The organism is Vibrio algivorus (assembly GCF_030161215.1).
Lineage (GTDB): Bacteria > Pseudomonadota > Gammaproteobacteria > Enterobacterales > Vibrionaceae > Vibrio > Vibrio algivorus.
This window is the reverse complement of record NZ_BSPV01000006.1, coordinates 482161-491268: the sequence shown is the minus strand read 5'-3', so window position 1 is coordinate 491268 and position 9108 is coordinate 482161. Positions and strand designations below refer to the sequence as shown.

Genomic DNA, 9108 nt, shown 5'->3' with positions numbered 1-9108 from the left:
GGTGATAACGTACAAATGACAGTTACTCTAATCGCACCAATCGCGATGGATGAAGGTCTACGTTTCGCTATCCGTGAAGGTGGCCGTACAGTTGGTGCTGGTGTTGTAGCGAAAATCATCGCTTAATATCATACTCAAGTCTGTATAAAAAGGGGAAGCTTCGGCTTCCCTTTTTGTTGCCTATCGAAATGAAGCAATAAAATTATCTCGTATCTCATCTTTTTGCGATTAATTTTCGAACACCACTTGCATCCCATTTTGTGATCTGTATAATGCACGGCTCTGGTTTAGCCAGTTGTGAACCAATGAGCAGCGAGGATTCGAGTTAGCACTCTTAATTCTTAAGGAATTATTCGGTGACTAGCCCATAATGTATACTCAGCTTATGTTCGCAGTTAATAAAATTAGTTATCTAATTATCTAGAAAATAGTTAAATAGTTTCTGATGAAATTAACTGACAATGTACCCAATAAGGGCACTACGGTTTCACATAAATCAATCGGCATTCCTGCGAATTTACGCAGTTGAGTGGCGATATTGTTTGTGTAATTAATTAATTGGAGCTCTGTCTCATGCAGAACCAACGTATTCGTATCCGCCTAAAGGCTTTCGATTATCGTCTAATCGATCAGTCTACTGCGGAAATCGTTGAAACAGCAAAGCGCACCGGCGCACAGGTTCGTGGTCCTATTCCACTACCTACTCGTAAAGAGCGTTTCACTGTTCTTGTTTCTCCTCACGTCAACAAAGACGCACGTGACCAGTACGAAATTCGTACTCACAAGCGTTTAATCGACATCGTAGAACCAACAGATAAAACTGTTGATGCTTTGATGCGTTTAGATCTTGCTGCTGGCGTTGATGTTCAAATCAGCCTAGGTTAAGGGAGAAGAAATAATGATTGGTCTAGTCGGTCGTAAAGTGGGTATGACCCGCGTATTTACCGAAGAAGGCGTTTCTATCCCTGTAACAGTTGTTGAGGTTGAAGCTAACCGTGTTTCTCAAGTACGTACACTTGAAAATGATGGTTACTCTGCAATCCAAGTAACTGCAGGTGCTAAGAAAGCTAACCGTGTAACTAAGCCTGAAGCTGGTCACTTTGCGAAAGCAGGTGTTGAAGCAGGCCGCGGTCTTTGGGAATTCCGTTTAGAAAACGGTGAAGAGTTTGAAGTTGGCGCTGAGCTAAACGTAGAACTTTTCAATGAAATCAAAAAAGTAGACGTTACTGGTACATCTAAAGGTAAGGGTTTCCAAGGCGCTGTTAAGCGTTGGAACTTCCGTACTCAAGATATGACTCACGGTAACTCTTTGTCTCACCGTGCTCCGGGTTCAATTGGCCAATGTCAAACTCCAGGTCGCGTGTTTAAAGGCAAAAAAATGGCTGGTCACATGGGTGCTGAGCGTGTAACGACTCAAAACCTAGAGATCGTACGTGTTGACGCTGAACGCAATCTGCTTCTTATTAAAGGTGCAGTACCTGGTGCTATCGGTGGCAACGTAATCGTAAAACCAGCTGTTAAAGCATAACGTCTAGGAGTAAGTAATGGAATTGATGGTTAAAGGTGCTGATGCACTAACTGTTTCCGAGACTACTTTCGGACGTGAGTTTAACGAAGCTCTTGTACACCAAGTAGTTGTTGCGTATGCAGCAGGTGCTCGTCAAGGTACTCGTGCTCAAAAGACTCGTTCTGAAGTATCTGGTGGCGGCGCTAAACCATGGCGTCAAAAAGGTACTGGCCGTGCGCGTGCTGGTACAATCCGTAGCCCAATCTGGCGTACAGGTGGTGTTACTTTTGCTGCGAAACCACAAAATCACAGCCAAAAAGTAAACAAAAAAATGTACCGTGGTGCTATGAAAAGCATTCTTTCTGAATTAGTTCGTCAAGAGCGTTTAATCGTTGTTGATAACTTCTCAGTTGAAGCGCCAAAAACTAAAGACCTAGTTGCTAAGCTTAAAGATCTTGAGCTAAACGATGTATTAATCGTAACTAGCGAAGTAGACGAGAATCTATTCTTAGCTGCTCGTAACCTATACAAAGTTGATGCACGTGATGTAGCTGGTATTGATCCAGTAAGTCTAATCGCATTTGACAAGGTTCTAATGACTGCTGACGCAGTTAAGCAAGTTGAGGAGATGCTGGCATGATCAGTGAAGAGCGTCTACTAAAAGTTCTACGTGCTCCGCACATCTCTGAAAAAGCGACAATGGCTGCTGAAAAAGCAAACACTATCGTTTTTAAAGTTGCTACTAATGCAACGAAAAAAGAGATCAAAGCAGCTGTAGAGAAGCTATTTGAAGTTGAAGTTAAGTCTGTAAATACCCTAGTACAAAAGGGTAAGACCAAACGTCAAGGTATGCGTGAAGGCCGTCGTTCAGACGTGAAAAAAGCTTACGTTACTTTGAAAGAAGGTCAAGACCTTGACTTCGTTGGCGGTGCTGAGTAACAGGAGTAGTTAAAAATGGCTATTGTTAAGTGTAAGCCGACTTCCCCTGGTCGTCGCCACGTTGTTAAAGTAGTTAATGCTGACCTACATAAAGGTAAGCCTTACGCACCGCTTTTAGAGAAAAACTCTAAAAATGGTGGTCGTAACAATAACGGTCGTATCACAGTACGTCACATTGGTGGTGGTCACAAACATCACTACCGTGTAATTGACTTTAAACGTACTAAAGACGGTATCCCAGCGAAAGTTGAGCGTCTTGAATACGATCCAAACCGTAGTGCAAACATTGCTTTAGTATTGTATGCAGACGGTGAACGTCGTTACATCATTGCCCCTAAAGGCATTCAAGCTGGTGATGCAGTTCAATCTGGTGTTGATGCGCCTATCAAAGCAGGTAACACCCTGCCGATGCGTAACATCCCAGTAGGTTCTACAATTCACTGTATTGAACTTAAGCCTGGTAAAGGTGCACAGCTAGCTCGTTCAGCTGGCGCATATGCTCAACTTGTCGCTCGCGACGGTTCATATGTAACTCTACGCTTACGTTCTGGTGAGATGCGTAAAGTATTATCTGAAGGCCGTGCAACTATCGGTGAAGTAGGTAATTCTGAGCACATGCTTCGTGAACTAGGTAAAGCTGGTGCTAACCGCTGGCGCGGTGTTCGTCCAACCGTTCGCGGTGTGGTAATGAACCCAGTAGACCACCCACACGGTGGTGGTGAAGGCCGTACTTCTGGTGGTCGTCACCCAGTTTCTCCTTGGGGTATGCCTACTAAGGGCTTCAAGACTCGTAAGAACAAACGCACTGACAAGTACATTGTACGTCGTCGTAACAAATAATCTATAAAGAGGAATCGCCATGCCACGTTCTCTCAAGAAAGGTCCTTTTATTGACCTACACTTGCTGAAGAAGGTAGAGAAAGCGGTGGAAAGCGGAGACAAAAAGCCTATTAAGACTTGGTCCCGTCGCTCAATGATCATTCCATCAATGATTGGTTTGACCATCGCTGTCCATAATGGTCGTCAACACGTTCCAGTATTCGTAACTGATGAAATGATCGGTCACAAACTGGGCGAATTTGCACCAACTCGTACCTATCGCGGCCATGCTGCAGATAAGAAAGCTAAGAAGAAGTAAGGAGTAAATAATGGAAGCTATTGCTAAACATAACTTTGCTCGCATTTCTCCTCAGAAAGCTCGCTTAGTTGCAGACCAAATCCGTGGTAAATCAGTAGACCAAGCTCTTGAAATTTTAACTTTCAGCAACAAAAAAGCTGCTGAGTTAATTAAGAAAGTACTTGATTCTGCGATTGCAAATGCGGAACACAACGAAGGTGCAGATATCGACGATCTATCAGTCGCTAAAATCTTCGTAGATGAGGGCCCTATCATGAAGCGTATTATGCCTCGTGCTAAAGGCCGTGCGGATCGTATCTTGAAGCGTTCAAGCCACATCACTGTTGTTGTAGCAGATCGCTAAGAGACTAGGAGAGTAAGCAAATGGGTCAGAAAGTACATCCAAATGGTATTCGTCTTGGCATCGTTAAGCCTTGGAATGCTACATGGTTTGCTAATACCAACGAATTCGCTGACAACCTAGACGGCGACTTCAAGGTACGTCAGTTCTTAACGAAAGAACTGTCTAAAGCGTCTTTATCTCGCATCGTTATCGAGCGTCCTGCGAAGAGCATCCGTGTGACTATTCACACTGCTCGTCCAGGTGTTGTTATCGGTAAGAAAGGCGAAGACGTTGAGAAGCTACGCGCAGCTGTAGCTAAAATTGCAGGTGTACCAGCGCAAATTAACATTGCAGAAGTACGTAAGCCTGAGCTAGACGGTCAATTAGTGGCTGATAGCATCTCGTCTCAGCTAGAGCGTCGTGTTATGTTCCGTCGTGCTATGAAGCGCGCAGTACAAAACGCAATGCGTCTAGGTGCTAAGGGTATCAAAGTAGAAGTAAGCGGTCGTTTAGGCGGCGCTGAAATCGCGCGTACTGAATGGTACCGTGAAGGCCGTGTGCCACTACATACCCTACGTGCTGATATTGATTACGCAACTTCTTCGGCTCACACTCAATATGGTGTGATCGGCGTTAAAGTTTGGATCTTCAAGGGTGAAATCCTTGGTGGTATGCCAGACGCTAATGCGGTAGAGCCAAAGGCTGACAAGCCTAAGAAGAAGCCACGTCAAAGCCGTAAGTAAGGAGTCGACTGATGCTACAACCTAAACGTACTAAATTCCGTAAGGTTATGACTGGTCGTAACCGTGGTCTAGCGAAAGGTACTGATGTAAGCTTCGGCGAATTCGGCCTTAAAGCTGTTGGCCGTGGTCGCATTACTGCTCGTCAGATCGAAGCGGCTCGTCGTGCAATGACGCGTCACGTTAAGCGTCAAGGTCAAATCTGGATTCGTATTTTTCCAGACAAACCTATCACTGAAAAACCTCTTGAAGTTCGTCAAGGTAAAGGTAAGGGTAACGTTGAATATTGGGTTGCCCAAATCCAGCCTGGTAAAGTGATGTACGAGATGGGTGGTGTACCTGAAGAGTTGGCACGTGAAGCGTTCCGCCTAGCGGCACGTAAACTGCCTATAAAAACAACTTTTGTAACTAAGCAGGTGATGTGATGAAAGCACAAGACCTACGCGAAAAAAGCGTTGAAGAGCTTAACGCTGAGTTATTGAATTTGCTACGCGAACAGTTCAACTTGCGCATGCAAGCTGCAACTGGTCAGCTACAGCAAACTCATACTCTGAAAGCTGTACGCCGTGATATCGCACGTGTTAAGACTGTTTTGACTAGTAAGGCAGGCGCATAATGAGCGAAACAACTCGTACGACTCAAGGTCGTGTAATTAGTGACAAAATGGACAAGTCTATTGTTGTTGCTATCGAACGTTTTGTTAAACACCCAATCTATGGGAAGTTCATCAAACGTACGACAAAAGTACATGCACACGATGAAAACAACGAATGTGGCCTAGGCGACAAAGTTGAGATTCGTGAGTGTCGTCCACTGTCTAAGACCAAATCTTGGACATTGGTTAAAGTTCTAGAAAAATCGAAAATTTAATTTTTCCTTATTTTTTAGGCTTTTAAAGCGGCCCCAAAGTTTTTTTTGGGGCCGTTTATTTTTTGACTACCTTTCTTCTGGAAACGGTGGTACAATTCGCAGCCCTTATAAAGAGGCAGCCCGACCCGAGATGGGTCTAGTTTTAATATTTAGCGGAGCACTAACATGATCCAAATGCAAAGTACACTGGACGCAGCGGATAACTCCGGCGCTCGCAGAGTAATGTGTATTAAGGTTCTGGGTGGCTCTCACCGCCGTTATGCACATATCGGAGATATCATCAAAGTTACTGTTAAGGAAGCAATTCCTCGCGGTAAAGTAAAAAAAGGTGATGTTCTGAAAGCGGTAGTGGTGCGCACCCGTAAAGGCGTTCGTCGTCCAGACGGTTCTGTCATTCGCTTCGACCGTAATGCTTGTGTATTGTTGAATGACAATACTGAGCAACCAGTCGGTACACGTATCTTTGGTCCTGTGACTCGTGAGCTTCGTAATGCGAAATTCATGAAAATTGTGTCACTAGCACCTGAAGTTCTGTAAGGAGCGGCAATAAAATGGCAGCTAAAATCCGTCGTAATGACGAAGTAATCGTTCTTGCTGGTAAAGATAAAGGCAAGCGCGGTAAAGTAACTAAGGTTCTCGAAACTGGTAAAGTTTTCGTTGAAGGTATCAACCTTGTTAAAAAACACCAAAAGCCTCAACCGGCTCTAGGTCAACAAGGTGGCATCGTTGAACAAGAAGCAGCTATTGATGCTTCTAACGTTGCAATCTTTAACGCATCTACTGGTAAAGCGGATCGTATCGGTTTCCGTTTGGAAGAAGGCAAAAAAGTGCGCTTCTTCAAATCAAACGGTGAATTAATTAAGTAATTTGGAGTTCTACTATGGCGAAACTGCATGATTACTACAAGTCGTCTGTAGTCGCTGAACTGACCAAAGAGTTCAGCTACACAAGCGTCATGCAAGTCCCTAGGATTGAGAAAATCACCCTAAATATGGGCGTTGGTGAAGCAATCAACGATAAGAAACTACTTGAGAATGCTGCAAGTGATATGGCGACCATTTCTGGTCAAAAGCCACTTATTACTAAAGCACGCAAATCTGTTGCTGGTTTCAAAATTCGTGAAGGCTACCCAATTGGTTGTAAAGTAACCTTGCGTGGCGAGCGTATGTGGGATTTCTTTGAGCGTTTGATTTCTATCGCTCTTCCACGAGTACGTGATTTCCGTGGTGTTAGCGCTAAGTCTTTTGACGGACGCGGTAACTACAGCATGGGCGTTCGCGAGCAAATCATCTTCCCGGAAATCGACTACGATAAAGTCGATCGTGTACGCGGTCTTGATATTACTATCACGACGTCTGCAAACACTGATGAGGAAGGCCGAGCTCTGCTGGCTGCCTTTAACTTCCCATTCCGCAAATAAGGTGAAGGGTTACTGTTATGGCTAAACAATCAATGAAAGCACGTGAAACTAAACGTGCAAAGCTTGTAGCACAATACGCTGAAAAGCGTGCTGCGCTTAAAGCAACCATCAGTGATGTTAACGCATCTGAAGAAGATCGTTGGAACGCAGTTCTTAAACTGCAAGCTCTTCCACGTGATTCAAGTGCATCGCGTCAGCGCAACCGTTGCAACCAAACTGGTCGTCCACACGGTTACCTACGTAAATTCGGTCTAAGCCGTATCAAAGTTCGTGAAGCTTGCATGAAAGGCGAGATTCCTGGACTTCGTAAGGCTAGCTGGTAATTGCCACTTAATCATTTGGAGTAAATCATATGAGCATGCAAGATCCGATTTCGGATATGCTGACCCGCATTCGTAACGGTCAGGCAGCAAACAAAGTTGCTGTGAAAATGCCTTCTTCAAAGCTTAAAGTTGCAATTGCTACTTTACTAAAAGCTGAAGGCTACATCGCTGACTTCGCTGTTGAAGGCGAAGTAAAACCAGAGCTAGAAGTTACTCTTAAGTACTTCCAAGCAAAACCAGTAATCGAGCAAATCCAACGTGTTTCACGTCCTGGTCTACGCGTCTACAAGAAAAAAGACGAGTTACCATCAGTGATGGGTGGTTTGGGTGTTGCTGTTGTTTCCACTTCCAAGGGTCTGATGTCTGACCGTGCTGCTCGTAAAGCAGGTCTTGGCGGTGAAATCATCTGTTACGTAGCTTAAGGAGTAGAATATGTCTCGTGTTGCTAAAGCACCTGTCGCTATTCCAGCTGGCGTAGAGGTGAAACTGAATGGTCAAGAAGTTACTGTTAAAGGTGCTAAAGGTGAGTTAACTCGCGTTTTACACAATGCAGTAGTGATCGCTCAGGAAGAAAACAACCTGACTTTCGGTCCACGTGAAGGTGTAGTTAATGCTTGGGCTCAAGCAGGTACTGCGCGTGCACTAGTAAACAACATGGTTGTTGGTGTTACTGAAGGCTTTACGAAGAAGCTAGTTCTTAAGGGTGTAGGTTACCGTGCTGCTATTAAAGGCAACTCTGTAGCTCTAACTCTAGGCTTCTCTCATCCTGTAGAGCATGAATTGCCTTCAGGTGTTAAAGCTGAATGTCCAAGCCAAACTGAAATCGTATTAACTGCTTGTGATAAGCAATTAGTCGGTCAAGTTGCTGCTGACATTCGTTCTTACCGTGAGCCTGAGCCTTATAAAGGCAAAGGTGTTCGTTACGCAGATGAAAATGTGCGTACTAAAGAAGCTAAGAAGAAGTAAGGTAACACTATGGATAAGAAAGCATCTCGCATCCGTCGTGCTACACGTGCACGTCGTAAGATTGCTGAGCTAGGTGCAAACCGCCTAGTAGTACACCGTACTCCGCGTCATGTGTACGCTCAGGTTATCGCACCAAACGGCTCTGTGGTTATCGCTTCTGCTTCTACTGTAGAAAAGGCGATCCGTGAGCAAGTTAAGAATACTGGTAACGTTGACGCTGCTAAAGCTGTAGGTAAAGCTATTGCTGAGCGCGCTATCGAAAAAGGCATCTCAGATGTGGCTTTCGATCGTTCTGGTTTCCAATACCACGGTCGAGTGGCGGCACTTGCAGATTCTGCACGTGAAGCTGGTCTGAAATTCTAAGGTAGGGTTGGAAGATGGCTAAACAAGAACAACAAGCTTCAGATTTGAATGAAAAGCTAATCGCTGTTAACCGTGTTTCTAAAACGGTTAAAGGTGGTCGAATCTTTAGCTTTACTGCACTAACTGTAGTTGGTGACGGTAATGGTCGCGTTGGTTTCGGTTACGGCAAAGCTCGTGAAGTACCAGCTGCGATTCAAAAAGCAATGGAAAAAGCGCGTCGTAACATGGTTACTATCGCACTTAACGAAGGCACTCTTCACCACTCGGTGAAAGGTCGCCACACAGGCTCTAAAGTTTACATGCAACCAGCTTCTGAAGGTACAGGTATCATTGCCGGTGGTGCAATGCGTGCAGTACTTGAAGTTGTAGGTGTTCATAACGTACTTGCGAAAGCGTACGGTTCTACGAACCCTATCAACATCGTTCGTGCAACGATCGATGGTTTGAGCGGCATGAAGTCACCAGAAATGGTTGCTGCTAAACGTGGTCTAACTGTTGAATCTATTTCGGAGTAAGAACA

Annotated in this window: 20 protein-coding genes; all 20 read left to right on the top strand. The window is 44.7% G+C overall.

Annotated elements, in window-relative coordinates; translation table 11 throughout:
- Positions 1-126: EF-Tu C-terminal domain-related protein (locus QQJ93_RS11375; protein WP_488803634.1), on the top strand; the 126-nt coding region annotated here is incomplete at its 5' end.
- A gap of 447 nt (positions 127-573) precedes the next feature.
- Complete coding sequence (gene rpsJ, locus QQJ93_RS11370) at positions 574-885, top strand: 30S ribosomal protein S10 (protein ID WP_017026395.1); 312 nt, start codon at positions 574-576, stop codon at positions 883-885.
- A 13-nt stretch (positions 886-898) separates the two neighbouring features.
- Positions 899-1528 (top strand): 50S ribosomal protein L3, encoded by a 630-nt coding sequence (rplC, locus tag QQJ93_RS11365; RefSeq protein ID WP_089122133.1) that lies wholly within the window; start codon positions 899-901, stop codon positions 1526-1528.
- Between the two features lie 16 nt (positions 1529-1544).
- Positions 1545-2147 (top strand): 50S ribosomal protein L4, encoded by a 603-nt coding sequence (gene rplD, locus QQJ93_RS11360; protein ID WP_027697926.1) that lies wholly within the window; start codon positions 1545-1547, stop codon positions 2145-2147.
- Complete coding sequence (rplW, locus tag QQJ93_RS11355; protein WP_027697925.1) at positions 2144-2446, top strand: 50S ribosomal protein L23; 303 nt, start codon at positions 2144-2146, stop codon at positions 2444-2446. The genes rplD and rplW overlap by 4 nt, the downstream gene beginning before the upstream one ends.
- A gap of 15 nt (positions 2447-2461) precedes the next feature.
- Entirely contained in the window at positions 2462-3286 is an 825-nt protein-coding gene (gene rplB, locus QQJ93_RS11350) for a 50S ribosomal protein L2 (RefSeq protein ID WP_089122134.1), read from the top strand.
- 19 nt (positions 3287-3305) lie between these two features.
- The gene (gene rpsS, locus QQJ93_RS11345; RefSeq protein WP_004398469.1) at positions 3306-3584 is read left to right on the top strand and encodes a 30S ribosomal protein S19; all 279 of its coding nucleotides are present in this window, start codon (positions 3306-3308) and stop codon (positions 3582-3584) included.
- Between the two features lie 10 nt (positions 3585-3594).
- A complete protein-coding gene (gene rplV, locus QQJ93_RS11340) occupies positions 3595-3927 on the top strand; it encodes a 50S ribosomal protein L22 (protein WP_027697924.1) in 333 nt (110 codons plus the stop codon).
- Positions 3928-3947: 20 nt separating this feature from the next.
- The gene (gene rpsC / locus QQJ93_RS11335) at positions 3948-4649 is read left to right on the top strand and encodes a 30S ribosomal protein S3 (RefSeq protein WP_017026389.1); all 702 of its coding nucleotides are present in this window, start codon (positions 3948-3950) and stop codon (positions 4647-4649) included.
- A gap of 11 nt (positions 4650-4660) precedes the next feature.
- The gene (gene rplP / locus QQJ93_RS11330; protein WP_027697923.1) at positions 4661-5071 is read left to right on the top strand and encodes a 50S ribosomal protein L16; all 411 of its coding nucleotides are present in this window, start codon (positions 4661-4663) and stop codon (positions 5069-5071) included.
- A complete protein-coding gene (rpmC, locus tag QQJ93_RS11325; protein ID WP_017026387.1) occupies positions 5071-5262 on the top strand; it encodes a 50S ribosomal protein L29 in 192 nt (63 codons plus the stop codon). Before rplP ends, rpmC begins: the two co-directional genes overlap by 1 nt.
- Positions 5262-5516: a 30S ribosomal protein S17 gene (rpsQ, locus tag QQJ93_RS11320; RefSeq protein ID WP_027697922.1), complete on the top strand. Its 255-nt coding sequence runs from the start codon at positions 5262-5264 to the stop codon at positions 5514-5516. The genes rpmC and rpsQ overlap by 1 nt, the downstream gene beginning before the upstream one ends.
- Before the next feature lie 165 nt (positions 5517-5681).
- Positions 5682-6053 (top strand): 50S ribosomal protein L14, encoded by a 372-nt coding sequence (rplN, locus tag QQJ93_RS11315; RefSeq protein WP_017026385.1) that lies wholly within the window; start codon positions 5682-5684, stop codon positions 6051-6053.
- 14 nt (positions 6054-6067) lie between these two features.
- Positions 6068-6382, top strand: coding sequence for a 50S ribosomal protein L24 (rplX, locus tag QQJ93_RS11310; protein ID WP_027697921.1), 315 nt, complete (start codon positions 6068-6070; stop codon positions 6380-6382).
- 14 nt (positions 6383-6396) lie between these two features.
- Entirely contained in the window at positions 6397-6936 is a 540-nt protein-coding gene (gene rplE, locus QQJ93_RS11305; protein ID WP_027697920.1) for a 50S ribosomal protein L5, read from the top strand.
- A 17-nt stretch (positions 6937-6953) separates the two neighbouring features.
- Positions 6954-7259 carry a 30S ribosomal protein S14 gene (gene rpsN, locus QQJ93_RS11300; RefSeq protein ID WP_027697919.1) on the top strand — a complete coding sequence of 102 codons (306 nt, stop codon included), beginning with the start codon at positions 6954-6956 and terminating at the stop codon, positions 7257-7259.
- 29 nt (positions 7260-7288) lie between these two features.
- Positions 7289-7681 carry a 30S ribosomal protein S8 gene (gene rpsH, locus QQJ93_RS11295; protein ID WP_089122135.1) on the top strand — a complete coding sequence of 131 codons (393 nt, stop codon included), beginning with the start codon at positions 7289-7291 and terminating at the stop codon, positions 7679-7681.
- 10 nt (positions 7682-7691) lie between these two features.
- Positions 7692-8225 (top strand): 50S ribosomal protein L6, encoded by a 534-nt coding sequence (gene rplF, locus QQJ93_RS11290; protein ID WP_089122136.1) that lies wholly within the window; start codon positions 7692-7694, stop codon positions 8223-8225.
- A 9-nt stretch (positions 8226-8234) separates the two neighbouring features.
- Positions 8235-8588: a 50S ribosomal protein L18 gene (rplR, locus tag QQJ93_RS11285; protein ID WP_027697916.1), complete on the top strand. Its 354-nt coding sequence runs from the start codon at positions 8235-8237 to the stop codon at positions 8586-8588.
- A 14-nt stretch (positions 8589-8602) separates the two neighbouring features.
- Positions 8603-9103 (top strand): 30S ribosomal protein S5, encoded by a 501-nt coding sequence (gene rpsE / locus QQJ93_RS11280; RefSeq protein ID WP_017026378.1) that lies wholly within the window; start codon positions 8603-8605, stop codon positions 9101-9103.
- Positions 9104-9108 lie beyond the last annotated feature (5 nt).

Bases quoted from the DNA above. Each gene is read 5' to 3' on its own strand.
- rpsS (WP_004398469.1), top strand. From the start codon at position 3,306: ATGCCACGTTCTCTCAAGAAAGGTCCTTTTATTGACCTACACTTGCTG.
- rplD (WP_027697926.1), top strand. From the start codon at position 1,545: ATGGAATTGATGGTTAAAGGTGCTGATGCACTAACTGTTTCCGAGACT.
- rplX (WP_027697921.1), top strand. From the start codon at position 6,068: ATGGCAGCTAAAATCCGTCGTAATGACGAAGTAATCGTTCTTGCTGGT.
- rpsJ (WP_017026395.1), top strand. From the start codon at position 574: ATGCAGAACCAACGTATTCGTATCCGCCTAAAGGCTTTCGATTATCGT.
- rplV (WP_027697924.1), top strand. From the start codon at position 3,595: ATGGAAGCTATTGCTAAACATAACTTTGCTCGCATTTCTCCTCAGAAA.
- rplE (WP_027697920.1), top strand. From the start codon at position 6,397: ATGGCGAAACTGCATGATTACTACAAGTCGTCTGTAGTCGCTGAACTG.
- rpmC (WP_017026387.1), top strand. From the start codon at position 5,071: ATGAAAGCACAAGACCTACGCGAAAAAAGCGTTGAAGAGCTTAACGCT.
- rplB (WP_089122134.1), top strand. From the start codon at position 2,462: ATGGCTATTGTTAAGTGTAAGCCGACTTCCCCTGGTCGTCGCCACGTT.
- rpsQ (WP_027697922.1), top strand. From the start codon at position 5,262: ATGAGCGAAACAACTCGTACGACTCAAGGTCGTGTAATTAGTGACAAA.
- rplR (WP_027697916.1), top strand. From the start codon at position 8,235: ATGGATAAGAAAGCATCTCGCATCCGTCGTGCTACACGTGCACGTCGT.
- rplF (WP_089122136.1), top strand. From the start codon at position 7,692: ATGTCTCGTGTTGCTAAAGCACCTGTCGCTATTCCAGCTGGCGTAGAG.
- rplP (WP_027697923.1), top strand. From the start codon at position 4,661: ATGCTACAACCTAAACGTACTAAATTCCGTAAGGTTATGACTGGTCGT.
- rpsC (WP_017026389.1), top strand. From the start codon at position 3,948: ATGGGTCAGAAAGTACATCCAAATGGTATTCGTCTTGGCATCGTTAAG.
- rpsN (WP_027697919.1), top strand. From the start codon at position 6,954: ATGGCTAAACAATCAATGAAAGCACGTGAAACTAAACGTGCAAAGCTT.
- rpsH (WP_089122135.1), top strand. From the start codon at position 7,289: ATGAGCATGCAAGATCCGATTTCGGATATGCTGACCCGCATTCGTAAC.
- rplN (WP_017026385.1), top strand. From the start codon at position 5,682: ATGATCCAAATGCAAAGTACACTGGACGCAGCGGATAACTCCGGCGCT.
- rplW (WP_027697925.1), top strand. From the start codon at position 2,144: ATGATCAGTGAAGAGCGTCTACTAAAAGTTCTACGTGCTCCGCACATC.
- rplC (WP_089122133.1), top strand. From the start codon at position 899: ATGATTGGTCTAGTCGGTCGTAAAGTGGGTATGACCCGCGTATTTACC.
- rpsE (WP_017026378.1), top strand. From the start codon at position 8,603: ATGGCTAAACAAGAACAACAAGCTTCAGATTTGAATGAAAAGCTAATC.